Source organism: Pseudomonas sp. FEN (assembly GCF_904067045.1).
Taxonomy (GTDB): Bacteria; Pseudomonadota; Gammaproteobacteria; order Pseudomonadales; family Pseudomonadaceae; genus Aquipseudomonas.
In genome coordinates, this window is record NZ_CAJFDC010000007.1 from 368,047 (window position 1) to 392,561 (window position 24,515).

Annotated in this window: 25 protein-coding genes and 1 pseudogene; 10 read left to right on the forward strand and 16 right to left on the reverse strand. The window is 61.8% G+C overall.

Annotation, left to right across the window (positions count from 1 at the left end):
• Positions 1-29: 29 nt before the first annotated feature.
• A complete protein-coding gene (locus PFEN_RS07540) occupies positions 30-761 on the reverse strand; it encodes a GntR family transcriptional regulator (RefSeq protein WP_191486273.1) in 732 nt (243 codons plus the stop codon).
• Between the two features lie 332 nt (positions 762-1,093).
• On the opposite strand from PFEN_RS07540, the gene aroQ reads away from it, so the two are divergent.
• The gene (aroQ, locus tag PFEN_RS07545) at positions 1,094-1,534 is read left to right on the forward strand and encodes a type II 3-dehydroquinate dehydratase (RefSeq protein ID WP_191486274.1); all 441 of its coding nucleotides are present in this window, start codon (positions 1,094-1,096) and stop codon (positions 1,532-1,534) included.
• Between the two features lie 5 nt (positions 1,535-1,539).
• The gene (locus PFEN_RS07550) at positions 1,540-2,394 is read left to right on the forward strand and encodes a shikimate dehydrogenase (RefSeq protein WP_191486275.1); all 855 of its coding nucleotides are present in this window, start codon (positions 1,540-1,542) and stop codon (positions 2,392-2,394) included.
• 59 nt (positions 2,395-2,453) lie between these two features.
• Here PFEN_RS07550 and PFEN_RS07555 read toward each other — a convergent pair whose 3' ends face one another.
• Together PFEN_RS07555 and quiC are read right to left on the reverse strand one after the other, a co-directional pair.
• Positions 2,454-3,131 carry a TetR/AcrR family transcriptional regulator gene (locus PFEN_RS07555; RefSeq protein WP_191486276.1) on the reverse strand — a complete coding sequence of 226 codons (678 nt, stop codon included), beginning with the start codon at positions 3,129-3,131 and terminating at the stop codon, positions 2,454-2,456.
• 186 nt (positions 3,132-3,317) lie between these two features.
• Positions 3,318-5,228, reverse strand: coding sequence for a 3-dehydroshikimate dehydratase QuiC (quiC, locus tag PFEN_RS07560; RefSeq protein ID WP_191486277.1), 1,911 nt, complete (start codon positions 5,226-5,228; stop codon positions 3,318-3,320).
• 474 nt (positions 5,229-5,702) lie between these two features.
• On the opposite strand from quiC, the gene PFEN_RS07565 reads away from it, so the two are divergent.
• The 3 genes and pseudogenes from PFEN_RS07565 (at position 5,703) to PFEN_RS07575 (ending at position 8,329) form a co-directional block, all read left to right on the forward strand.
• Positions 5,703-6,959 (forward strand): MFS transporter, encoded by a 1,257-nt coding sequence (locus PFEN_RS07565; RefSeq protein ID WP_224770925.1) that lies wholly within the window; start codon positions 5,703-5,705, stop codon positions 6,957-6,959.
• Positions 6,960-7,213: 254 nt separating this feature from the next.
• Positions 7,214-7,348, forward strand: a pseudogene (locus PFEN_RS07570) (neutral zinc metallopeptidase); the annotation flags it as partial.
• Complete coding sequence (locus PFEN_RS07575) at positions 7,349-8,329, forward strand: alpha/beta hydrolase (protein ID WP_191486279.1); 981 nt, start codon at positions 7,349-7,351, stop codon at positions 8,327-8,329.
• A gap of 153 nt (positions 8,330-8,482) precedes the next feature.
• On the opposite strand, the gene PFEN_RS07580 is transcribed toward PFEN_RS07575, so the two are convergent.
• The 3 genes from PFEN_RS07580 to PFEN_RS07590 form a co-directional block, all read right to left on the reverse strand.
• A complete protein-coding gene (locus tag PFEN_RS07580; protein WP_191486280.1) occupies positions 8,483-9,076 on the reverse strand; it encodes an HAD family hydrolase in 594 nt (197 codons plus the stop codon).
• The gene (gene tesB / locus PFEN_RS07585; RefSeq protein ID WP_191486281.1) at positions 9,073-9,942 is read right to left on the reverse strand and encodes an acyl-CoA thioesterase II; all 870 of its coding nucleotides are present in this window, start codon (positions 9,940-9,942) and stop codon (positions 9,073-9,075) included. The genes PFEN_RS07580 and tesB overlap by 4 nt, the downstream gene beginning before the upstream one ends.
• A 196-nt stretch (positions 9,943-10,138) precedes the next feature.
• A complete protein-coding gene (locus PFEN_RS07590) occupies positions 10,139-10,708 on the reverse strand; it encodes a GNAT family N-acetyltransferase (RefSeq protein WP_191486282.1) in 570 nt (189 codons plus the stop codon).
• 93 nt (positions 10,709-10,801) lie between these two features.
• Between PFEN_RS07590 and PFEN_RS07595 the strand changes: the two genes are divergently transcribed.
• Together PFEN_RS07595 and PFEN_RS07600 are read left to right on the forward strand one after the other, a co-directional pair.
• Positions 10,802-11,722 (forward strand): histone deacetylase, encoded by a 921-nt coding sequence (locus tag PFEN_RS07595; RefSeq protein ID WP_191486283.1) that lies wholly within the window; start codon positions 10,802-10,804, stop codon positions 11,720-11,722.
• A 230-nt stretch (positions 11,723-11,952) separates the two neighbouring features.
• A complete protein-coding gene (locus PFEN_RS07600) occupies positions 11,953-13,191 on the forward strand; it encodes a TIGR03862 family flavoprotein (protein ID WP_191486284.1) in 1,239 nt (412 codons plus the stop codon).
• Between the two features lie 271 nt (positions 13,192-13,462).
• Here PFEN_RS07600 and PFEN_RS07605 read toward each other — a convergent pair whose 3' ends face one another.
• Both PFEN_RS07605 and yedA read right to left on the reverse strand, forming a co-directional pair.
• Positions 13,463-14,800 (reverse strand): DEAD/DEAH box helicase, encoded by a 1,338-nt coding sequence (locus PFEN_RS07605; RefSeq protein ID WP_191486285.1) that lies wholly within the window; start codon positions 14,798-14,800, stop codon positions 13,463-13,465.
• A 57-nt stretch (positions 14,801-14,857) separates the two neighbouring features.
• Positions 14,858-15,748, reverse strand: coding sequence for a drug/metabolite exporter YedA (gene yedA, locus PFEN_RS07610; protein ID WP_191486286.1), 891 nt, complete (start codon positions 15,746-15,748; stop codon positions 14,858-14,860).
• A 161-nt stretch (positions 15,749-15,909) separates the two neighbouring features.
• Between yedA and PFEN_RS07615 the strand changes: the two genes are divergently transcribed.
• Positions 15,910-16,371: an Lrp/AsnC family transcriptional regulator gene (locus PFEN_RS07615; RefSeq protein WP_191486287.1), complete on the forward strand. Its 462-nt coding sequence runs from the start codon at positions 15,910-15,912 to the stop codon at positions 16,369-16,371.
• 445 nt (positions 16,372-16,816) lie between these two features.
• Here the strand turns inward: PFEN_RS07615 and PFEN_RS07620 are convergent, their stop codons facing one another.
• From PFEN_RS07620 to PFEN_RS07630, 3 genes are all read right to left on the reverse strand, one after another.
• Positions 16,817-17,428: a PolC-type DNA polymerase III gene (locus PFEN_RS07620; protein ID WP_191486288.1), complete on the reverse strand. Its 612-nt coding sequence runs from the start codon at positions 17,426-17,428 to the stop codon at positions 16,817-16,819.
• 26 nt (positions 17,429-17,454) lie between these two features.
• Entirely contained in the window at positions 17,455-17,934 is a 480-nt protein-coding gene (locus PFEN_RS07625) for an NYN domain-containing protein (protein ID WP_191486289.1), read from the reverse strand.
• A gap of 337 nt (positions 17,935-18,271) precedes the next feature.
• Complete coding sequence (locus PFEN_RS07630; RefSeq protein ID WP_191486290.1) at positions 18,272-19,045, reverse strand: DUF2076 domain-containing protein; 774 nt, start codon at positions 19,043-19,045, stop codon at positions 18,272-18,274.
• A gap of 182 nt (positions 19,046-19,227) precedes the next feature.
• Here PFEN_RS07630 and PFEN_RS07635 point away from each other — a divergent pair, with 182 nt between their 5' ends.
• Complete coding sequence (locus tag PFEN_RS07635; protein WP_191486291.1) at positions 19,228-19,890, forward strand: YciC family protein; 663 nt, start codon at positions 19,228-19,230, stop codon at positions 19,888-19,890.
• A gap of 10 nt (positions 19,891-19,900) precedes the next feature.
• Entirely contained in the window at positions 19,901-20,983 is a 1,083-nt protein-coding gene (locus tag PFEN_RS07640; protein ID WP_191486292.1) for an endonuclease/exonuclease/phosphatase family protein, read from the forward strand.
• 84 nt (positions 20,984-21,067) lie between these two features.
• Here PFEN_RS07640 and PFEN_RS07645 read toward each other — a convergent pair whose 3' ends face one another.
• The 5 genes from PFEN_RS07645 to cydP are packed head-to-tail and all read right to left on the reverse strand — an operon-like array spanning position 21,068 to position 24,385.
• Positions 21,068-21,355 carry a cyd operon YbgE family protein gene (locus PFEN_RS07645; RefSeq protein WP_191486293.1) on the reverse strand — a complete coding sequence of 96 codons (288 nt, stop codon included), beginning with the start codon at positions 21,353-21,355 and terminating at the stop codon, positions 21,068-21,070.
• Positions 21,352-21,474 (reverse strand): cytochrome bd-I oxidase subunit CydX, encoded by a 123-nt coding sequence (gene cydX / locus PFEN_RS07650; RefSeq protein ID WP_191486294.1) that lies wholly within the window; start codon positions 21,472-21,474, stop codon positions 21,352-21,354. The genes PFEN_RS07645 and cydX overlap by 4 nt, the downstream gene beginning before the upstream one ends.
• 22 nt (positions 21,475-21,496) lie before the next feature.
• Positions 21,497-22,633, reverse strand: a complete 1,137-nt coding sequence (gene cydB / locus PFEN_RS07655; protein ID WP_191486295.1) for a cytochrome d ubiquinol oxidase subunit II — start codon at positions 22,631-22,633, stop codon at positions 21,497-21,499.
• Complete coding sequence (locus PFEN_RS07660; protein WP_191486296.1) at positions 22,626-24,197, reverse strand: cytochrome ubiquinol oxidase subunit I; 1,572 nt, start codon at positions 24,195-24,197, stop codon at positions 22,626-22,628. Before PFEN_RS07660 ends, cydB begins: the two co-directional genes overlap by 8 nt.
• Entirely contained in the window at positions 24,194-24,385 is a 192-nt protein-coding gene (cydP, locus tag PFEN_RS07665; protein WP_224770913.1) for a cytochrome oxidase putative small subunit CydP, read from the reverse strand. Before cydP ends, PFEN_RS07660 begins: the two co-directional genes overlap by 4 nt.
• Positions 24,386-24,515: the final 130 nt, after the last annotated feature.

Consider the following 24,515-nt stretch of genomic DNA (forward strand, 5'->3'; position numbering starts at 1 on the left):
TTATAGGTAAACGGGGGAGCCTTCAGGGCTCAGCGAATCTCGACGCTGTAGCGGAAGTGGCTGGCATGGCCACGGGAACGCCGCCATTCCAGCGGCTGGCCGGCATAGTCGCGAGCCAAGCGCTCGATCACCACCACCGGACTGTTGGCCTCGATCTGCAACAGCCGCGCATGCGCCTCGCCCACCGCTTCGGCGGTGAGGGTTTCCTCGGCACAGGCGACGACCTGGCCGCAGAGCTCTTCGTAGATCGGATAGAGCAGCGGGCCCTGACGGTCGAGGTCGGCGCTCAGCAAGGCCTGGAACGGTGCCTTGGGCAACCAGATCTCCTCGGCCAGCACCGGCGTGCCGGCCAGCAAGCGCAGACGGACCAGGCGGATCACCTCGGCCTCGGGCGGCAGTCCCAGGACCTGGCTGACGGCAGAAGGCGCGAGCAGGGAATCGATATTGAGGATCCGGCTCTCCGGCACTTGGCGCTCACCGGCCAGATTCTGGAAACGGAAAAAGCGGAACAGCGAAGACTGGAACTGCGGACGGCGGATAAAAGTGCCCCGGCCCTGATGGCGTTCAAGGATGCGCTCCTCCACCAGCTTGTCGATGGCCTTGCGCACGGTGCCGATGGACAGCTGGTACTCGCCGGCCAGCACCGCTTCGGTGGGAATCGCTTCGCCCGGGCGCCAGCGATTGTTGGCGATCTGTCGGGCCAGCTCATCGCGTAGGCGTTGATAAAGGGGCAGGCGTTCGTCGCTGGAAAGACTATTCATTCTTGTGGTTATCCAGTCATCTATATGAATTTTTCCCGAGTATTCTCCTTCAATGAAAAAGCGTCAAGGGTCGGGTCGATCACCGGTCACGGGGTTGCACTGGTTTCCCGGAAACATCCAGCCCCCCACACCTTCGGCATGGGTCAGGCCCGGGATCCACTGCAAACGGAAGATTTCCCGAGAACTGTTCGCTGATCGAACACTAACGAACCTGGTTGGCTTCTGGCACCGTCAGTTCATTTGACTTGGATTAACCAGTTAGTACATTTTATCCCTACAGACCCGATTGCCTTCTCGTGGTCCAAGCCAAAAACAACAACGGAGATCCCCTGATGCCCCCTATCGTCCTGGTGCTCAACGGCCCGAACCTGAACCTGCTCGGCGTGCGTGAGCCGGCAACCTACGGCCACGAAACCCTGGCGGACATTTCCGCCCTGTGCGGTCGCGCGGCCGCTGAACTGGGCCTGACCGTGGAGTTTCGCCAGACCAACCATGAAGGTGAACTGCTGGACTGGATTCACGCCGCCCGTGGCCGCTGTGCCGGGATCGTCATCAATCCGGCCGCCTGGACCCACACCTCGGTGGCGATCCGCGATGCGTTGGTGGCCAGTGAATTACCGGTGATCGAAGTGCACCTGTCCAACGTCCACGCCCGCGAACTGTTTCGCCATCACTCATTCGTATCGTCCATCGCCACGGGGGTGATGTGCGGGTTCGGCAGCCATGGCTATCGCCTGGCGCTGGACTATTTCAGCCAGAAATTGAAGGGATAAACGGAATGTCACAAAACCACAGCAAAAGCATACTGGCCGGACTGATCGGCTCTGGTATCCAGGCTTCGCGCACGCCGGCCCTGCATGAGCACGAGGGCGATGCCCAAGGTTTGCGCTATCTGTATCGGCTGATCGACCTGGACCCGTTGCAGCTGGACATCAACGCCCTGCCCGAGCTGTTACTGGCCGCCGAACGCATGGCGTTCACCGGGTTGAACATCACCTTTCCCTGCAAGCAGGCGATTATTCCCCTGCTCGATGAACTGTCCCCGGAGGCGCGGGGGATTGGCGCGGTGAACACGGTGGTGTTCAAGGACGGTAAACGGGTGGGCCACAATACCGACTGCCTGGGCTTCGCCGAAGGCTTTCGCCGTGGGCTCCAGGGGGTCGCGCTGGAGCATGTGGTGCAGATGGGCGCGGGCGGCGCGGGCGCGGCGGTGGCGCATGCACTGCTCGACGAAGGTGTACGACAGTTGACCATCTTCGACGTCGACAGCCGCCGCGCGCAAAGCCTGGCGGACAACCTCAATCAACACTTTGCCGGTGGCCGGGCCAAGGCTGGAAGCGATTTGCCTACGGCCATGGCGCAGGCGGACGGCCTGGTCAACACCACGCCGATGGGCATGGCCAAGCTGCCCGGCATGCCGGTCCCGCGGGAGCTGCTGCGCGCCGAACTGTGGGTGGCGGAAATCGTGTATTTCCCGCTGGAAACCGAACTGTTGCGCAACGCCCGGGAACTGGGTTGCCGCACGCTGGACGGCGGGACGATGGCGGTGTTCCAGGCGGTCAAGGCATTTGAACTGTTCAGCGGCGTGACCGCGGACGCGCAGCGGATGCTGGAGCATTTTCAGAGTCTATAAGACTCACCTGGCTGAGCTTTAGGCAAAATAAAGCTCAGCACTGCTCAGCGTTCGGCTGTTCAGGCCTGCAAATACCGCAACACCGACTCACAAATCATCTGCCGATGCCGCGCCTTGACCTGCTCGTCCGGCAAGTCGATCTGGAAGAGCTCGCCGATGGTGTGGCGGTTCGAGACCCGGTAAAAACAGAACGAACTCACCAGCAAGTGCACGTCCAGCGGGTCCAGGCCGCTGCGGAACAGCCCCTGCCGCGCACCACGCTGGAGGATTTCGCCCAGCGCGCTCAGGATGGAGACGTTCAGCGAGCGAATCACTTGCGATTGCTTGACGTACTCGCCCTTGTGGATATTTTCGATACTGACGATCCGGACGAAATCGACGTTGCGATCATGGTGGTCGAACGTAAATTCCACCATCCGGCGAATCGCTTCCCGCGGCTCCAGCTCCGTCAGATTCAGACGGCTTTCGGTACTGCGAATCTCGCCGTAGAGCTTCTCCAGCACCTCGACGTACAGCCGCTCCTTACTCCCGAAGTAGTAATAGATCATTCGTTTCGAGGTGTGAGTGCGCTCGGCAATCGCATCGACCCGCGCGCCGGAAAGCCCCTGCTGGACGAACTCGACAATCGCTTCCTGAAGGATGTTTTCGCGAGTTTTCTCGGGATTGTTCTTGCGACTCTTGCGCGGCACGACGACCGGCACGTCGGACGTGACGGGAAGTTCTGAAGTCATAGTCATCCTGGGCCGACGGCCTTCTCAGCAGATGCTGTCGATTATGAGCACAATCGCCTGTAGGAGCGAGCTTGCTCGCGATGGCGGTCAACGATAACGCTGGGTCATTGAAAAAACACGGCGTCCTTGCGTTCATCGCGAGCAATCGAGCGCCGACCAACCGCGCCTACAGGAAGGGCGTGCTCAGCCAGGTTAAAGCCGTGCCTGCCGCGCCGCACCACTGCGCGACTTGGCCATCGCCGCCAGGCGCACCGCGACGTTCGCCGCGCCATACCCGGCATAGCCGTTGCGCCGCTGCAGGATCTCGAAGAAAAACCGCCCCTCGAACGGCTCGGTGTACACGTGGAACAACTCGCCACCCTGGGCATCGCGGTCATACAGCACGTTGTAGTAGGCCAGCTCGCTGAGGAACTCGTCGTCGAAATCGAAGCGCGCCGCCAGATCGTCATAGTAGTTGAGCGGGATATCCAGCAACGGCACGCCCGCCGCCTTCGCCCGGCTGACTTCGGCAAAAATGTCGTCACATTCGAAGGCAATATGATGCACACCGGAACCGCGATAGCTCGACAGCGCATGGGAAATCGCCGTGTTGCGGTTCTCGGAAATGTTCAGCGGCAGGCGGATCGAACTGCAGCGGCTGCGCAGCGCCCGGCTCTTCACCAGGCCATAGGGGTCGGGCAGCACCACCTCATCGTCGGCTTCGAAATCCAGCAGGCTCTTGTAGAACAGCACCCAACTGTCGAGGCTGTCGGCGGGCAACGCCATGGCCATGTGGTCGATACGCTTGAGGCCGGTGCGCGAAGGCGCGACGGGCAGCAGGTTGAAGTCGGTGGCATAGAGTTTCTGACCGGTGGCGTCCTGGTCCACCAGATAGATCAGGCTGCCATCCGGCGCCCGCACCGCCGCCAGCTCCAATTCGTTCGGGCCGACCAGGCCGCGATAGGGCTGGCCCTTGTAGGCCACGGCCCGGGACAGGGCACTGGCGCTGTCGTTGACCCGGATTGCCGTGGCACACAAGGACGGACCGTGCGCCTCGAAGAAACTGTGGGCAAAGGAGTAGGGTTCGGAGTTGAGGATCAGGTTGATATCGCCCTGGCGCAACAGGCTGACGCTTTTCGAGCGGTGCTGCCCGGCCTTGGTGAAACCCAGGCGTTCCAGCCAGTGGCTCAGCTTGGCGCCCAGGCTTTCATCCACGGCGAACTCGAGGAACTCGATGCCATCGTTTTCACTGACCGATGGCGCGCGGAACAAGGTATCGAGATTGGCCACCGGTTCGGCTTCCCGCGCCAGGCGCTCGCGGGTTTTCTCTTCCAGGTACAGCAACGAACGCAAGCCATCGGCGGCATTGGCCCGCGGCGGCGCGGCGCGGAAACCGTCGTTGAAGATCTCCAGGGACAGCGGCCCGGTGTAGCCACTTTTGATGATCGGCGCGAGAAAGCCCGGCAGGTCGAATTCCCCCTGCCCCGGGAAGCAGCGAAAATGTCGACTCCACTCCAGCACGTCCATCGCCAGGATCGGCGCGTCGGCCATCTGCACGAAGAAGATCTTGTCGCCGGGAATCTGCGCAATCGCGCTCGGATCGCCCTTGAGCGACAGGGTATGGAAGCTGTCGAGCAACACCCCGAGGCTCGGATGATCGGCCTGACGAACGATATCCCAGACCTGTTGGTAGGTATTGACATGCCGGCCCCAGGCCAGGGCCTCATAGCCGATACGCAGGCCACGGGCACCGGCGCGCTCGGCCAGCAGACGCAGGTCGTCGACCAGGATCCGCGGATCGCCCACGCTGTCGGCCGAGGCATTGCTGCACACCAGCACCAGATCGGTGCCCAGCTCCTGCATCAGGTCGAACTTGCGCTCGGCACGCTCCAGGTTGCGCGGCAGACGATCACGGCGGCAGCCTTCGAAGTCGCGAAAGGGCTGGAACAAGGTGATCGCGATCCCCAGGTCCGCGCACATCTGGCGGATTTCCCGTGGGCTGCCATCGTAATACAGCAGATCGTTTTCGAAGATCTCCACGCCATCGAACCCGGCGGCGGCAATAGCTTCGAGTTTTTCCGGCAAGGTGCCGCTCAGGGAAACGGTGGCAATGGAACGCTGCATGTGACGACTCCCAACAGAGGGCATTTTTATTGTTAAGACTGACTAAAACCAGACACCGGCCTTGTAGGCGCAGACTTGTCGGAGCGCCGCAGCGATAAGGCCCGCGAGCCTTGTATCGCCTGATCGGTTGCCATCGCCAGCAATCGAGCGGCGACCGGCCACTCCTGCAAGGACTTCATCCGACCGGACTCAAGAGGTGATCGAATTATTGATGCAAGGGCAGCGGACTTCAATCAAAGTGTACGAACCAGTTAGTTTTGTGTGCGATTATCGACCAGAATGAACTTTGGAGAATTGACGGTTTTTTGCTCACTGCGCACCATCATTCCAGCCAAGGCAGTGCTTCAAACGCTTCAGACACACACCCAGACAATTCCAAAAAACGGGTAATCGCTCATGCTCTCGACTTCACAAAGCTCCCCTGTCACCCAGGGCAGCGCCCGCGGCGGTATCGCCGACAAGATTCGCGGCGCCATGGCCGTCGGCACGACCCGCTGGGGCATGCTGGCCCTGGTATTCTTCGCCACCACCCTGAATTACATCGATCGCGCCGCCCTGGGCGTGATGCAGCCCATCCTGGCCAAGGAAATGAGCTGGACGGCGATGGACTACGCCAACATCAACTTCTGGTTCCAGGTCGGCTACGCCGTCGGTTTCGTCCTGCAAGGACGGCTGATCGACAAGATCGGCGTGAAACGGGTGTTCTTCTTCTCCGTGCTGCTGTGGAGCCTGGCGACCGGCGCCCACGGCCTGGCGACCTCGGCGGTGGGCTTCATGGTCTGCCGGCTGATTCTCGGTCTGACCGAAGCCGCCAACTACCCGGCCTGCGTGAAAACCACCCGCCTGTGGTTCCCCGCCGGTGAACGCGCGGTGGCCACCGGTATCTTCAATGCCGGGACCAACGTCGGGGCGATGTTCACGCCCATGCTGTTGCCATTGGTCCTGCAAGTCTGGGGCTGGCAGGCGGCGTTCCTGTGCATGGCGGTGCTGGGCGGCATCTGGCTGTTGTTCTGGGGGCTGAAGTACTTCGACCCGCAAGAACACCCAACAGTGAAGCCTTCGGAACTGGCGTATATCCAGAAAGAAGCCGAACCGGCCCAACCCGCCGTGCCCTTCTCGCGGATCCTGCGCATGCGCGGCACCTGGGCCTTCGCCCTGGCCTATTCGCTCACCGCACCGGTGTTCTGGTTCTACCTGTACTGGCTACCGCCATTCCTCAACCAGCAATACAACCTGGGCATCAGCGTGACGCAGATGGGCATCCCGCTGATCATCATCTACCTGACCGCCGACTTCGGCAGCGTCGGTGGCGGCATCCTCTCCTCGTTCCTGATCGGTCGCGGCATCAATCCGATCCGTGCCCGCCTGCTGTCGATGCTGCTGTTCGCCTGCTGCATCGTCGGCGTGGTGATGGCGGCTGGTGCCAGCCACCTGTGGGTCGCCGTCGCCGCGATCTCCCTGGCCATCGGCGCGCACCAGGCCTGGACCGCGAACATCTGGAGCCTGGTGATGGACTACACCCCCAAGCACATGATGAGCACGGTATTCGGTTTTGGCGGCATGTGCGCGGCCATCGGCGGTATGTTCATGACCCAACTGGTGGGCTACATCCTGACCGTCACGAACAACAACTACGCCGTGTTGTTCACCCTGATCCCGGCGATGTACTTCATCGCCCTGCTCTGGCTGTACTTCATGGCCCCGCGCAAGATCCCCAACCTCGCCGACTGACCCGCCCCGCGCAGAGGCCCGATTCCGGGCCTCTGCGTGTTTCTCCGGAAAGCGGCCGCCAAGCCCGATACAGCGGCTTGAACGGCGCTTGCCCCAGCCAATCCCCCCTCGAATGCTTGTGCCGACTGGTCGGACGACCGGGCTGGCGCTCGCCCGTCTCAGCAGCAACACTGGCTGGCACAGCTAAAAGAGGATTCCCACATGCTCTGGAGAAAAGGACGACGTAGCGATAACGTGGTGGATGCTCGCGATGACAGCGGGGCCAGGGACGCGTGGTGCCGGACGCCTTCACCCATGGCACCTCCGCGCAGCGGGTGCGCTGGTTCAAGATCGGCTTCGTCCAAGCACAACTCAACCAATGCGATACCTTCGCCGCCAAGAGCCTATGAATGAAAAAGACACTGTTTGGGTCATTGCTGTTGGGGATGTGTGTTATCGGCGGCCAGCTCCAGGCCGCTGAACACGGGGTCAAGGAAGTCAGCCCCGATCACCTGAAACTGTCGACTGGCGAATTGAGCGTCGGACTCAACCGCGACTGGCAGGGGCCGATGCCGGATGTACAGCGGGTACTGATCATCGTCCACGGGCGCTTGCGCAACGCCATGACCTACCTCAAAAGCGCGGAAACCGCCGCGGCCCAGGCCGGCCAGGCGCGCAACACGCTGATCATCGCGCCGCAGTTCCTCAATGAAAGCGATAAACACCTGCCGGGCAACCCGTTGCGCTGGCAGGGCGATGAGTGGATGGCTGGCGCGGCATCGACCGGGCCTTCGGCGCTGAGTTCCTATGCGGCCCTGGATGAAGTCCTGGCGCGCCTGGGCAACCGCAAGAAATTCCCGGCCTTGCGCGAAGTGGTCGTCGCCGGGCACTCCGGCGGAGGCCAGGTGGTGCAGCGCTATGCGTTGCTCGGGCATGGCGATAGGCAATTGGCCGGGAACGGCATCAAGCTCCGTTATGTGATCGCCAACCCGTCGTCCTATGCCTATTTCAACGCCCAGCGGCCGGTGCTGGGGTTCAATCCATCAGGTTGTCCGGGGTTCAACGACTGGAAGTATGGCCTGCAGAACCTGCCGGACTACGCCAAGGGGCAATCAGCGGCGCAGTTGGAACAGGCTTATGTACAGCGCGATATCACCTACCTGCTGGGGCAACAGGACACCGACCCGAACCATCCGGCCCTGGACAAGAGCTGCGCGGCGGAGGCCCAGGGGGCATATCGGTTGATTCGCGGGCATAACTATTTTGCCTACCTGCAACAGCGTCATCCGCAGGGGTTCACGCAGACGTTGGTCGAGGTGCCCGGGGTCGGGCATGACGGCGATGGGATGCTGACTTCGCCGCAAGGGCAGAAGGCGTTGTTCGGGAAGTAAGCGATCCATTGTGGCAAGCGGGCTTGCCCGCGCTCGACTGCGAAGCAGTCGCAAAATCGATCACCGCGTTCTACCTGACACACCGCGATCACGGGTTTTAGGGCTGCTCCGCAGCCCAGCGCGGGCAAGCCCGCTCGCCACAGAGGTGCATTATCAAGCCGAAAGCATCCGCCGCAGCGCCATACAATCCTCGGCATGCCAATCGGTCAATTCCGGCCAGGGGTTGTCCGCCAGGTTGACCAGTATCGTCCGCGCCCCCGCCGCCCGCCCGCAATCCAGGTCGAAGCGATAATCACCGACCATCACCATCTCGCTCGGCGCCACGTCCCAGGCTTCGGCCAGTTTCAGCAAACCACCCGGATGTGGCTTGGGCGGCGCTTCATCGCGACCCAGCACATCTTCCTCGGCAAAACAGTCGGCCAGGCCGATGGTTTGCAGCGTCACATGGGCCAGCTCGCGGGCATTGCGCGTCAGGATGCCGAGGCGATAACCGCGCCCGGCCAACTCGCGCACCAGTTCCACCGCCCCCACCGCGGCTTTCGAACCCTGCGCCAGATCCCGCTCATGCTCCAGCAACCAGGCATGCTTGGTCGCGGCTTCATCGGCCGGCAAGGCGGCCAGATGCGTCAGGATGTCGTGCTCCGGCGGAATCGACAGAGCCACGCGAATCGCCGCAAAATCATGCACGGCAACGGTCAGGGTGCCGTCCATGTCGAACACCCAATGCCGCACATCCGACAGCTTCATGCCCAGTCCTTGCGGTGACGGATCAAGCCTTCCTGGGTCACCGACGCCACCAGCACTCCGGCGCGGTTGTACACGCTGCCCCGGGAAAAACCACGGGAGTTGCCGGCCCAGGGGCTGTCCATGGCATACAGCAACCAGTCGTCGGCGCGCAGGTCGGCGTGGAACCACAGCGCATGGTCGAGACTGGCGACCTGCATATCCTTCTGCCACACCGACTTGCCATGGGGCAGCAACGAGGTGGTCAGCAGGCCGAAGTCCGAGGCGTAGGCCAGCAGGTATTTATGCAACGCCGGCAAGTCGGCCAGCGCGCCGTCAGCGCGGAACCAGACGTACTTGACCGGATCCGATGGCTGCGGGTTGTAAGGGTCCTTCTCGGTGACCGGGCGCACTTCGATGGGTTTGGGACACAAGAGTTTTTCGCGCATGCTCTCGGGAATCAGGTGCGCGCGCTGCTGGGTGAGTTCCAGCTCCGTGGCCAGGTTTTCCGGCCCGACCACCTGCGGCATGCTGCTCTGGTGCTCGAAGCCTTCCTCGTCGTACTGGAACGAGGCGCTGCAGGTGAAGATCGGCTGGCCCTTCTGGATCGCCGTGACGCGCCGCGTGCTGAAGCTGCCGCCGTCGCGCACCCGGTCGACCGAGTAGACCACCGGCAGGCCGGCATCGCCCGGGCGCAGGAAATAGCCGTGCATCGAATGCACATGCCGCGCCTCCTCGACCGTCTGGCTGGCTGCCGACAATGACTGGCCGAGCACCTGGCCGCCGAACAACTGGCGAAAGCCCAAGTCCTGGCTGCGCCCGCGAAACAGGTTTTCCTCAATCGGTTCCAGGGTCAGCAAGTCGACCAGGTCTTCCAGCACTTGGCTCATTCAAACGCTCCTCACACAAAGCAATGCAGTTCACTTAAAAACATTATCAAGCCATCCATGCTCGTGTGGCGGACTGCTGCCGCGTGCCCGCCAACCGGAAATGAAATTTTGAAAACACCGCGTCCCCTGTGGCGCTTGCCTCGAATGATACAGCGTTTGTCGCCGCGGGCGTTGCAGCGGATCGGCCAACCCCGGGTCATCCGTGCAGGGTGCGCAGCCATTGCTCATGGCTGATGCGGTAGAGCACGTGATGGCGCAACGGATGGCCGTCAGCCAACTTCGGATGATCGAAATCGGACTGCGGATCGTAATGCATGCCGATAACCTGCATGACCTTCTGCGAAGCCGTGTTGCTCTCGCTGGTAAAGGCCACCACCTCATCCAGGGACAAACGCTCGAAAGCGCAGCGCAACGCGGTCCAGGCCGCCTCGCTGGCATAGCCCAGGCCCCAGTGCTCGCGAGCCAGGCGCCAGACCATCTCCACCGCCGGGGTGAAGGCGGCGTCGAAGTTCACCCGCATCAGCCCGGTCAGACCGATAAAAGCCCCATTGTCCTTGCGCTCCAGCGCCCAGAGGCCAAAGCCGTACTCGGCGAAGTGCCCGCGAATCCGCCCGATCAGCGCGGCACTTTCCAGACGATTGAGCACCGCCGGGAAATAGCGCATCACCTGAGGATCGGCACACATCCGGGCAAACTCCGGCAAGTCCTCGTCGCGCCACTGGCGCAACAGCAAGCGTGCGCTCTCAAGTTGCAGTATCGGCTCCATCAACTCTCCCTCCGGATTCTTTCAACGCTGACGCCCTGCTCGTCAGTGTATCGCGCTGATAAGATCCTTCGCTTCTTCCCACATGAATTCGCCATGCCGCCGCCCCTGATCTACCACGACGACTACAGCCCCGACTTCCCGGCGGAACATCGCTTTCCCATGGACAAATTCCGCCTGCTGCGCGATCACCTGGTGGACAGCGGCCTGACCCGCGACGCCGATCTGCTGCGCCCGGCCATCTGTCCCGTGGATATCCTCGCCCTGGCCCACGACCGTGGCTACATCGAACGCTATATGGCCGGCGAGTTATCCCGCGAAGACCAGCGCCGCCTCGGTCTGCCCTGGAACGAGGCGCTGGCGCGACGCACCGTGCGCGCGGTCGGCGGCTCGCTGCTGGCCGCCGAACAGGCACTCGAACACGGCCTGGCCTGTCACTTGGCGGGCGGCACGCACCATGCCCATTACGATCATCCGGCGGGCTTCTGTATTTTCAACGACCTGGCGGTCATCAGCCGCTACCTGCTGGAAAGCGGTCGTGTGGGGCGGGTACTGATCTTCGACTGCGACGTGCACCAGGGCGACGGCACGGCCCGTATCCTGGAAGATACCCCGGATGCCATCACCGTTTCCCTGCACTGCGAGAAAAACTTCCCGGCACGCAAGGCCCACAGCGACTGGGACATCCCCCTGCCGATGGGCATGGGCGACGGCGATTACCTCAAGGTGGTGGATGACGCCCTGAACTACCTGTTGCCGCTCTACCAGCCGGACCTGGTGCTGTACGACGCCGGCGTGGATGTGCACCAGGACGATGCCCTGGGCTACCTGAAACTCACCGATGCTGGCGTGGCCGCCCGCGATGAAAGCGTCCTGCGCCATTGCCTGGGCCGGGATATCCCGGTGGTCGGGGTGATCGGCGGCGGCTACAGCAAGGATCGCCGGGCCCTGGCCCGGCGCCACGGGATCCTCCACCACAGCGCGCGGGAGGTCTGGACATCATCAGGTTGTCATTGAAGTCTGGGCTTACCCACAATGGCTGTGGAACCGCCTGTGGATAACCTGAGCGAAATACGCTGTAGACCTTACAGGGTAAGGGTTACAGAGGACTGTATGTTGTTCGTACAGCTATTCTGAAAGCATCGTCCCGACAGGAAGAAGGCAATCCCTTGCAGGGGCCGCGAACACCACATCATCGCTGGAAAAACGTAGAATGCCCGGCTCGTCCAGCCAAGTCGCAGCCCGCCATGACCCACCCAGCCCCTGACGCCTCCCCCCACGTCGCCATTATCGGTGGCGGCCCTGCCGGCCTGATGGCCGCCGAGGTCCTGAGCCAGGCGGGTATCCAGGTCGACCTCTACGACGGCATGCCTTCGGTGGGGCGCAAGTTCCTGCTGGCCGGCGTCGGCGGCATGAACATCACCCATTCCGAAGCCTACCCGGCGTTCCTGTCCCGCTATGCCGAACGCGCCCCGCAGATCGCCCCGCTGCTGCGGGCCTTCGGCGCCGACGCCCTGTGCGAGTGGATTCACGGCCTGGGCATAACGACTTTCGTCGGCAGTTCCGGCCGGGTCTTCCCCAGCGATATGAAAGCCGCCCCGCTACTGCGCGCCTGGCTCAAGCGCCTGCGCGAAGCCGGAGTCGTTATCCACACCCGCCATCGCTGGCTGGGCTGGCGCGACGGCAGCCTGGTTATCCACAGCCCCGACGGCGAAAAAAGCCTGCGCCCCGAGGCCACGCTGCTGGCGCTGGGCGGCGGCAGTTGGGCCCGATTGGGCTCCGACGGCGCTTGGTTGCCGTTGCTTGAACAACAGGGGGTAACGATTGCGCCCTTGCAGCCAAGCAACTGCGGCTTCGACGTCGCGGCCTGGAGCGAGGTGCTGCGCGGCAAGTTTGCCGGTGCGCCCTTGAAGAACGTCGCCATCGCCCTGCCCCAGGGCAAGCCGCGCCTGGGCGAATGCGTGATCACCGCCAGCGGTATCGAGGGCAGCCTGATCTACGCGCTGTCGGCGCCGATTCGCGAACAGATCAACCGGGAAGGCCGCGCGACCATCGAGATCGACCTGCTACCCGGCAAGCCCCTGGACAAGGTCCGGGCCGCGCTGGCCAAACCGCGAGGCTCACGCTCCATGGCCAAGCATCTGCACAGCCAGTTGGGGATCGACGGCATCAAGGCGGCGTTGCTGCGGGAGCTGACGAATGCCGAGACCTTTGCCGACCCGGCACGTCTGGCGGATACCATCAAGGCTCTACCACTGACACTGCTCAAGGCGCGTCCGCTGGACGAGGCCATCAGCAGCGCCGGTGGCGTACCGTTCGAAGCAATGGACGAACGACTGATGCTCAAGGCCTTGCCCGGAGTGTTCTGCGCCGGCGAGATGCTCGACTGGGAAGCGCCCACCGGCGGCTACCTGCTCACCGCCTGCTTTGCCAGCGGGCGGGCGGCGGGACAAGGGATGCTCGAGTGGCTGCGGCGCCAGGCTTGAGGGTTATCGGCGAGGGGAAGTGCTCCCGGAGGAGCATCGGCTAACGCAGACGACTTTGGGAGCTGGCTTGCCGGCGAGGGCGTCCTCAAGATCAATACAAGACTCAAAGGCCTCATCGCCGGCAAGCCAGCCCCCACAATGCCCGTGGCGAACCGAGAGTTTTCAGGCGCCAATACCTTGTGGGAGCGGTGCTTGTCGGATCGCCGCACCGCCGCAAAGCTTCTGGCGGCCTCAAGGGCCTCTTCGCGGGAGCCCGGCGCCCCACGCAATCTTACGGCTTGCGCTTGCGCGGCCCGGTATTGAATACCGGCACCTTGCGCACCGGCTTGACCGATGGAGCCACATCTTCCGGCTTCTCGCCGCTGTCCACCCACTTGCCCAGGTTGCGCTTGCCGCCACCGGAAGCCTTCGGTTTCTTCGGCTTCTTCGGTTTCTTGACCACATTGCCCGAAGCATCGGTGTCCGGCACCCGGTGATCCGGCTCGAAACCGGCTTCGTCCTGGCGCTTGAGGGGCTGACGGGTCAGGGTCTCGATCGCCGACAGCAGATTCACCTCATCGGCGCAGACCAGGGAAATCGCCTCACCGGTGGCCCCGGCACGACCGGTACGACCAATCCGGTGAATGTAATCCTCGGCCACGATCGGCAGGTCGAAGTTGACCACCAGCGGCAAGTCCTCGATATCCAGGCCACGGGCCGCCACATCGGTGGCCACCAGGATCTGGATTTCACTCGCCTTGAACCGGTCCAGCGCGCGCTGGCGGGTGGCCTGGGGCTTGTCTCCATGGATGCCGTCGGCATTGATGCCCAGGCCCTGGAGTTTCTCCACCAACTGGTCGACGCCATTGCGGGTCTTGGCGAACACCAATACCTGCTTCCAGTGCTGCTTGCGCATCAGGTGCACGAACAGCTCCGGCTTGCGCTTCTTGTCCACCGTCACCAGCCACTGCTTGACGGTGTTGGCCGCGACATTGCGCGGACTGACCTCGATGCTCAGCGGATCGTTGAGCATCTGCCCGGCCAGCAGGCGGATGGCATCGGAGAAGGTCGCGGAAAACAGCAGGGTCTGGCGCTTCTTCGGCAGGGCCTTGTAGATATTGCCCAACTCCTCCTGGAAGCCGAGGTCGAGCATGCGGTCGGCTTCGTCGAGTACCAGGGTCTGCAACTGGTTGAACTTGAGGGCGTTCTGGCGGAACAGATCGAGCAGACGGCCCGGGGTCGCCACCAGCAGGTCGACCCCCTTGCGCAGCTTCATCATCTGCGGGTTGATGCTGACCCCGCCGTACACCGCATAGGTGCTCAGCGGCAGGTGTTCGGCATACTGGCGCACGCTTTCATGCACCTGTTCGGCCAGCTCGCGGGTCGGCACCAGGATCAGCGCGCGCGCCGAGTTGGCGGTGACCTTCGGCCCTTCCATCGCCAGCAGTTGCAACAGCGGCAAGGCGAAACCGGCGGTCTTGCCAGTGCCGGTCTGGGCCGCGGCCATCAGGTCGCGGCCGGCCAGTACGGCGGGAATGGCCTGGGCCTGGACCGGTGTGGGGGTCTGGTAACCGAGGGTGTCCAGGGCCCGCGTCAGGGGTTCGATCAGGCCGAGTGTGGCGAATGTCATGGAAATACCGTAGGAAAAGTGTCAGCGCCGTGAAGCAATGCGCGGCAGTTTACCCTGTCAGGCCTCTTTCGGCTTGCGCCACTGCGGTAAACCGATCAACACCACGGCGCTGATGATCACGGCCATGGCGATGCACTCGTGCCAGCCAATGTGCTCGCCAGCGAAGAGGATCCCCAACAACACCGCCACGGCCGGGTTGACGTAGGCATAACTGGTGGCCGCCGCCGGGCGCACATGCTTGAGCAGGTACATATAGGCGTTGAAGGCGACGATGGAGCCGAGGAACACCAGGTAGGCCAGGGCGATCCAGCCGTCGGTGGTGGGCATCTGGGTCAGGCGCTCGCCGCGGACAAAGCTGGCCAGCAGCAGCACCACGCCGCCCACCAGCATTTCCGCCGCGCTGGCCATGCCGCCCTGGGGCAGCGGCAGGTGCTTGCTCCACACCGAACCGAAGGACCAGGTCGCGGCGGCGAGCAGCAGCAGGCCCGCCCCGAGCGGGCTGGCTTGCAGGTTGGAGCCCATGTTCAACAGGGCGATACCGATCAGGCCGAGCACAATCCCGGCCCATTCGAGACCGGTATTGCGGCCCCCCCAGAAGTAGCCGCAGAGCAAGGTGAACAGCGGCACGGTGGCCACCGTCAGCGCGGCGACGCCCGAAGCCACGCCCATGTGCTCGGCCAGGGTCACCGCGCCATTGCCGAAACTGAGCAGCAGCACGCCAATGGCCGCCGCGGCTTTCCATTGCCGCCAGGTCGGCGCCGGCACCCCGCGAAAGCGTTGATAGGCGTACAGCAGGCTGCCGGCGATAACGAAACGGATGCCGCCCATCATCAACGGCGGCCAGGATTCCACGCCGATACGAATGGCCAGGTAGGTCGAGCCCCAGATGAAATACAACGCAAAGAAGGCACCGATCAGTGGTAACGGGAAACGGCGTGGGGCAGGCATGGGGGGCAGATCCAGGCAGGATAAGGGAAGGCTATTCTAGAAAGGCGTCTGGCAAATAATAAGTTACAAAACCGTGTTATAAGGCCAGTACACTTTGCAAAGCATGGAAATCACGGCTATTGGCCGTTGTTTCGAAATCCCGCGTCATAGAGAGCCTGTGGATGGATAAATACGACCGTTTGATCCTCGGCGAGCTGCTGGACAACGGCCGCGCCTCGTTCGCCGAACTGGCGCGCAAGGTCAACCTGTCCGCGCCGGCGGTGGCGGAACGGGTGGCGAAGTTGGAAAGCAGTGGGGTCATCACCGGGTATCAGGCCAAGGTGGACCTGGCGAAGATCGGTTTGCCGATCCAGTGCGTGATCGAGTTGCGGCTCAATCAGCATGGCAAGCAGCAGCCTTACGATGAACTGGCGCAGATTCCGCAGATTACCGAATGCCATCGGGTGACCGGGGATCCCTGTGTGATTCTGCAGGCGGCGGTGGGGAGCATGGCGGAGCTGGAGCAGTTGATCAATCGGATTGCCCAGTTCGGCTTCAGCAAGACCTCGATTGTGTTGTCGAGCGCGATTGAGCGGCGGGTGCCGTTGGGGCATTTGGACATGAATGGGAAGGCGAAGGGCTGAGAAACCGGCTGTTGCATTCCACCGGATCGTCCGTGCTTACACGGTTTTTAAGGCCTCGGGGCCCCGACAAGCCCTATTCCTTCAGGATTTGTGTCACGCACAGCCTGTATGTTTGACGCAGAACCGTAGGAGCTTGGCTTGCCAGCGAAGCTTTTGACGGTCTTGAGCGCCTCTTCGCGGCGGTGCGGCGTCCCGACAAGCCCGCTTGCCACAAATTTCAGCCCGGCTCAAGATCGCTCTTAATAGACTGGCATTACCTATTTAGGAGTCTTTGTTATGCAAAAATTTTGAGTTCCATGGACGCAGACACGCCCGAGGCGACAATGGAGCATCTGGATCTCGCTCAGTTGGCCAAGGCACGCATTGAAGCCAATGAGGCCCCCGTACATGTCTCTCTTGACGATCTGATTGCCGAAGCCCAAAGCGATATCGCAAACAAGCGCTCTCAAACACCCCGATAGCGCTTCAAATGCTCGCCAATCTTCGCCGCCGGCACCTTCTGCAATTTGCACAACCAATCATGGGACAACGCCCGCACCCCATGCTTGTCGCGCAACTCGCCGGCCATATGCGCCAGCAGGTTCGCCGCCATCTCGGCATCGGCCATGGCCCGGTGCGCCTGCCCCGTGTGCGGCAGACGGGCAAACGCGGTCAGCGTGCCCAGTTTGTGATTCGGCGCCGCCGGCATCAAGCGCCGTGCCAGCAGCAACGAACAGGCAAAGTTCTGCAACCGCGTGCGCTTGATCCGCCCCAGCTCGAAGTCCCAGAACTTCTGGTCGAACGCGGCGTTATGCGCCAGCAACGGCGTGGTGCCAACGAACTCGTTGACCTCATTCATCACCCGCTCCGCCGAAGGCGCGGTGCGCAACATGGCGTTGCTGATGCCAGTCAGCTGTTCGATAAACGCCGGCACCCGCACGCCAGCATTCATCAAGCTCTGGTAACGGTCGACGATGCGCCCCTGTTCCAGGATGACCACGGCGATTTCCGTGGCCCGGCACCCCGCATTCGGCGTGATGCCCGTGGTTTCAAAGTCGATGACCGCAATACGTTCCAAAAGCCCAGCCCTTTGCAAAATCGGTTTCAGTTTCTCAACAACAACGCGCCTTCGATAGGCACGTAGCGGCTCGCGGCACGGATCAGCGAGTTGGCCGTCAGCCCCGGCACGCCATAGGCCACGGCTTCGACGCCATGCTTGTCGATGATGCGCGTGAGCAGCAGGTCGAAATCGCCGTCGCCGGAAGCCAGCACCACTTCGTCGACATGCGGCGCCGCGTCCATGATATCGATGGTGATGCCCACGTCCCAGTCGCCCTTGGCCGAGCCGTCGCTGCGCTGGATATAGGGCTTGAGCTTCACCGTGAAGCCCAGGTTACGCAGGATCTGCTGGAACTGCTGCTGCTTGCTGTCACCACGATCGATGGCGTAGGCGTAGGCCTCGACGATTTCTCCGCGCTGGCTGATATCAGCCCACAGGGCGGCATAGTTGAAGTGGCAACCATAGGCCTGGCGGACGGTGTAGTAGAGGTTTTGCACATCGGCGAACACAGCGATTTTCTTCACCGCGAATCCTCATGGCGCAAAGGCGCACTGGCGGGTGATGACGAGCGCTCGGAAGCGATTAGGGGTGCAGTATGCCAGCCCGGGGGGAGGTTCAGCGAATAATCGGAGAGGTGAGGGCCAGGGGGGACAGAATTTCAGAGGGCCGGTTGTCTGCAAAGTTTTTGCGGCCTCAAGGGCCTCTTCGCGGATAAATCCGGCTCCCACAATCCTATGCATCGAATCGAAAACCTGCAGACAACCGAAAACACCGTGGGAGCGGTGCTTGCCCGCGAAAGCGCCCTCAAGGCCGCCAAAAGCTTCGCGGGCAAGCTCCGCTCCCACAATCCTCTTTTATCGGTCAGACATAGGAATCGTCGTCGCCAGAAAAGGACGAGCTGTCGTCATTGAAATCGGCGTCGGCCAAACCACCCTGGTCATTGTTGCCCCAGGAATCGTTGTTGGCCATGCGCTCATCACCCCAACCGCCACCATTGTTGTTGCTCATCGGGCTTGGCTCGATGATTTCCTCGATGATCTGCGGTTGCTGCTGGTTATGATGGAACAGGCTGCTGATGCCTTCGGCCAGCATCACGCCACCGGCCACGCCGGCCGCGGTTTTCAACGCGCCACCGAGGAAGCCGCTGCCGATAGGCGCCGCCGGGGCCGCCTGCTGGGGCGCGGGCTGGGCGTAGCCAGGCTGTTGATAGTTAGGTTGCGCGTTGTAGTTCTGCTGCGGTGGCGCATTGAACGCCGGACGCCCCGGCTCACGCCAGCCGCCACCGGAGTTGCTCGGCGCCGGCGCGGGGGCCGGATCGCGGCTACCACCGAAAATGCTCGACAGGAAACCACCACTGCTCGGCGCCGGTGCCGCGCTCTGGGCACGGGCCTGCTGCAATTCGGCCTGAAGCTGCTGCAGTTGCGCCTGCAATTGCTTGTTCTGCTCGTCGAGGCTCTTGAGCGCGTGCTCTTGCACCAGGATCGACTGAGTCATGTAGTACGGCGCGGCCGGTTGGCGAGTCAGGTGCTCCTTGATCCGCGCCTCGGCCAGGGCGTCACGCGGGGCTGAATCCGTTTCGGCTTGCTGCAACCGTGAAAACAGTCCATCGATCAGGGTTTGCTCTTCGCTGTTCATGGCGACCTCATTAGATTGCCGGGTAGAAATCGATCGTCCCAATCCATCGGATCAGGACGTCCCTCAGTTATGGGGTTGTTACAGGAAGTTTCAATGATCCTTACCTAACGTTTACATTTGGGTGTCGGCCCGCACCATCGGTTAAAGTGACACCCTGCCTCAGCCAGCGCGATAGACAACCGATGAACCCGTTCAATGTACTCCGTGACTCCCTGTACTTTTTCCAGCGCAACCTGCGCCAGATCGCCCTGCTCTGCCTGCCACTGGTGATCTTCGAAACCTTGCTCCAGCAACTGCTGGACAACGCCGTGGGCCCGGATGCCTCGCCAGCCTACGGGTTGGTGGCCGGGCTGCTGGTCTATCCGCTCTACACGGCGGCGCTGATTCTGTTTCTCGATGCCCGCAGCCGTGGCGAAACACCGGCCAATCGCGACCTGCTGGCCATGTCCCTGCGCCTGTGGCCGCGCTTTGCGCTGCTGTCGGCGGTCAATACCATCGCCATCGTGCTGGGCCTGTCGCTGTATTTCCTTCCCGGCATCTGGCTGACCGTGATACTGGCGTTCTCCGAATACCTGCTGGTGCTACGCGGGCGCGAGCCGCTGCGGGCGATGAAAGAAAGCTTCGCCCTGAGCCGCGGTCACTTCTGGCTGACGTTCACCTGTATCCTCTGTGTGATGGGACCACTCTGGCTGCTCAAGGGCCTGAGCCTGAGCGCCTATCCGGCACCGCAGAACCCGGTGTTGACGCTGGTCATCGACAGTGCCCACAGTTTCCTGCAACTGTTCAGCAGCATCGTGCTGTTCCGAATCTACATGCTGATCGGTGAAAATTCCGCCAAAGACTGAACCGAGGCCCATGACCCGTCTATTACGTTACCTGGTGGCCGGCCTGCTGCTTGCGGCGGGCCTCATGGCCCTGATGGTCTACAGCCTGACCTGGCGCCCGGAAGAGCGGGAAATCCTGCCGGTGCGCTGTACCGCTGAAGCGCCGGTGCTGGTGGCGGGCCAGACCCTCAAGGTCATGAGCTGGAACCTCCAGTACCTGGCGGGCAAACGCTACGTGTTCTGGTACGACCTGCCCGACGGCAGCGGCCCCGACGAGCGACCGACCCCGGAGGACATGGCCTTCAGCCTGGACGAGGTGACACGGGTGATCCGCGACGAGCAGCCGGACATCGTGCTGTTACAGGAGGTCGACGAGAACGCCAAGGCCAGCGCCTACCAGGATCAGTTGAAGTTGCTCCAGGAGCGGCTGGCGGACTTGTATCCCTGCAGTTCCCAGGCCTTCGACTGGAAAGCCGACTTTGTCCCCAACCGGCATATTTTCGGCAGCGTCGGGCGCAAGCTGGCGACCTTGAGCCGCTATCAGGTCGAACACGCCGAACGCCAGCAATTGCCCCTGGCAGCGGGCAATCTGCTCAAGCGCCAGTTCCAGCCCCGGCCGGCGCTGCTGGTGAACTACCTGCCATTGAGCGACGGTGGACAACTGGCGGTGGTCAATACACAACTGGGGACCTATGCCCAGGACGACACTCAGTTGCGCCAAGTGCAAACGACCCTGCAATTGCTCGACAAGTTCGAAAGCCAGGGGACACCGTGGCTGATCGGCGGCGATTTCAACCTGCTGCCACTGGGCCAGTACCTGCGCCTGCCGCCACGCCTGCACGGCGGTTACTCGGCGGACAGCGAGTTGCATCTGCTGTGGGAGCAATACCCGATGATCCCGAGCAACAACGAAGCCAGCGGCATCGACCGTGAACAGTGGCTGACGTATTACCCGAACGATCCCGACGTCAGTGAGCCGGATCGGACCCTGGATTATTTTTTCTACAGTGCCAAGCTCAAGCGAATCGAAGCCCAGGTGCGACAGGACGACACCCTGACGATTTCCGATCACTTGCCGCTGCTGGCGCGGTTCCTGTTACCAGCGGCGCAGTAGCCGCTCGCGCCGGCTTCCGTTTTGTGGAAGCCGGCTTCACCGGCCAGGAGCCAGCCACTCAACGTTCATTCATGCCGGGCCGACTCAATGCAGGAACTTCACCCACCCGGCAATCGCAAGCGCCACAAAGCAGGTCCAGCCTGAAAACAGCCAACGCCAGACCAGCATTTGCGGAACAAAACCCACGCCTCTCACAAAGGCCGCGCTCATGGCCGTGAACAGTGCTATCGCCAGAACATGGTCAGCCTTCCCATCGGGGCTGGCCATGATGAGCGGATAGAGCGTGCAGGTCAGCATGATCGCGACAGCGACAAGCAAACTCGGCCAATGAATTCGAGAGGCGGGTTCGGCGTCAGCCAGCCGCGGCATCATGGTTGCGCCTCGTCACTGTCGTTCAGGGCTCGGCCCGCTTCGTTCTCGCCCCACATCGCATTCAAGATAGCCAGTAGCAATGCAAAACCGACTCCCAGCATCCAGGCGAAATACCACATGTTGTTTACTCCTTGGCTGGCACTAATAGGCTGAATGTTCGTTGGCTTTGATCTGTGCGACGGTGACCTTGCCGCGCATGACGCGATAGGCCCACGAGGTGTAAATCACGATCAGTGGCATGAAGATCAACACGGCCCAGAACATGATCGCCAGGCTCAGATGACTGGAAACGCTATCCCACACGGTGAGGCTTGCGGCAGGCACCGTGGAGGATGGCATGACGAATGGAAACATTGAGACGCCGGCGGTGCTGATGACGCCGATCACCGCGAGCGATGAGGCGACAAATGCCGAAAGCGTATGGCGCAGTATCAACAGCAGCGCGGCGCCCGCCGCCCCCGCCAAACCCAGCGCCGGTAGCAGCCACAGCACAGGATAATGGCCATAGTTGGCCATCCAGGCCCCGGCTTCGCGCACCACCGACTTGCCGAGAATATCCGGCAATCCGGCGGTATCGATGACTGAGGTAATGCGATAGCCTTCGATCGATTGCAGCCAGATGCCGGCCGCGATGAATGCACACAGCAGTACGATCGCCGCCACCACCGCGCCGTTGATTGCCCTGGACTGGATAGCCCCTTCCGTGCGATGCGCCAGATACGTGCCGCCCTGCAGGGTGATCATGGCACTGCTCACAACGCCGGTCAGCAGCGCAAAAGGGTTCAGCAGTTGCCAGAAGCTGCCGGTATACGTTGACACCAGGTAGTTGTTGAAGTGGAACGGTACGCCTTGCAGCAGGTTACCGAACGCGATCCCGAACACCAGCGGGGGTACCGCCCCACCGACAAACAGCCCCCAATCCCAAGTGCTGCGCCAGGTGGCGTTGTGGATCTTGCTGCGATAGTCGAAGCCCACCGGGCGGAAGAACAACGCCCAAAGGACCAGAATCATCGCCCAGTAGAAACCGCTGAATGCCGTGGCATAGACCACCGGCCAGGCCGCGAACAAGGCGCCGCCGGCGGTGATGAACCAGACCTGGTTGCCATCCCAATGCGGCCCCACGGTGTTGATCACCACGCGCCGTTCCAGGTCATTGCGGCCCACAAAAGGCAGCAGCGTGCCGACGCCCATATCGTGGCCGTCCATAATGGCGAAGCCGATCAGCAGTACGCCAACCAGCGCCCACCAGATAACTTTCAGGGTGGCGTAATCAAGCATGATGGAGTTCCTTCAAATGGGCATCGTGGGCATAACGGCCGGTACCGAGACTGCCAGGCCCCTGGCGGGCGAACTTGACCATCAGGAACATTTCAACCATCAGCAACACGGTGTAGAAAACAACGAATCCGGCCAGCGAGCCATACAGGTTGTTGATGCTCAGCGTGGAGACGCTCATGTGGGTCGGCAGCACACCGTAAATCGTCCAGGGCTGACGACCATATTCGGCGACGAACCAGCCCAGTTCACAGGACAGCCAGGGCGCGGGCAGCATGAGCAGCGCCCAGCGCAGCAGCCAACGGCATCGTGTGCAGCTCGACTTCAAGGTGCTCCAGAAGGCCAGGCCGAAGAGCATAAGCATGGTAAAACCAAGCGCCACCATGATCCGAAATGCCCAGAACATAGGGGTCACGCGCGGTACGGTATCGTTGACGGCCTTGTCGATAATGGCCGGGGTGGCCTGGTTGACGTCCTCGACATACTTTTTCAGCAGCAGGCCGAAACCGAGGTCGGCTTTATATTCTTCGAACTGCCGTAAAGCCGCTGGATCGTCACGATGCGCGCGCAGCGCTTCAAGTGCATTGACCGCGGTGATGCCACGCAGGATGCGCGCGCGGTTTTTTTCCTTGATGTCATGAATACCTGGAATCTGCTTGCTGACCGAGCGGGTACCGATCAGGCCCATCAGCCATGGCACTTCGACTTCCCAGTTATTCTTGGACTCGGCTTCGTTGATGCTGGCCAGCAAGGTCAGGCCCGCCGGCGCCGGCTTGGTTTCCCACATGGCTTCCATGGCGGCCATCTTGGTTTGCTGTGCCTCACCCACCGTGTAGCCGGACTCGTCACCCAGCACAATCACGCTCAGCACCGAGGCCAGGCCGAAGGCTGCCGCCACCCGGAAGCTACGCTTGGCAAACTCGACATCGCGATTCTTGAGCAGGTACCAACTCGAAATCGACAGCACGAACATCGAGCCGGTGACGTAACCCGCCGAGACGGTGTGCACGAACTTGGCCTGCGCCACCGGATTGAAAACCACCGCCCAGAAGTCGACCATTTCCATGCGCATGGTGATGTAGCTGAATTCCGATCCCACCGGGTTCTGCATCCAGCCATTGGCAATCAGGATCCACAACGCCGACAGGTTGGTACCAATCGCCATCAGCAGGGTGACCAACAAGTGGTGCTCTTTCTTTAGACGATCCCAACCGAAGAAGAACAAACCGATCATGGTCGATTCAAGGAAGAACGCCATCAGACCTTCGATGGCCAGCGGCGCACCGAAGATATCGCCGACGTAGTGCGAGTAATACGCCCAGTTGGTGCCGAACTGAAATTCCAGCGTGATCCCTGTTGTCACCCCCAGGGCGAAGTTGATGCCGAACAGCTTGCCCCAATAACGCGTCATGTCTTTCCAGATCACATTCCCGGTCATCACATAGACGCTTTCCATGATGACCAGCAGCCAGACCATGCCAACCGTGAGCGGTACAAAAAGAAAGTGGTAAAGCGCAGTGGCCGCGAACTGCAGCCGTGACAAATCCACCAGTTGTTCTGAAATCACTTACTTGCCCCTTGAGCCGATTGAGTCGAGGTGGGTACGCCAAGCCTGTCACTGATGGTGTTCGAATCGACGCTGACGCGCGAATCCCGGATGAACAGCCACCACAGCACTGTCAGCAGCATCAGCTTGATCAGTACTGCCGTAAGCAGATAACGCCGCAGTCGTTTGTCGGAAAGTGTCATGACCATGTGCTAGCACGTCGTATGCCAAGTAGAAATATCTATTTCTATTACTTGATAACCACAACTGAAACGTTTCTTTGACAAGGCTCCAGGCGCCCAGGCAGCTCAATGCACCGCCAGACTGCCAGGCAGCAGT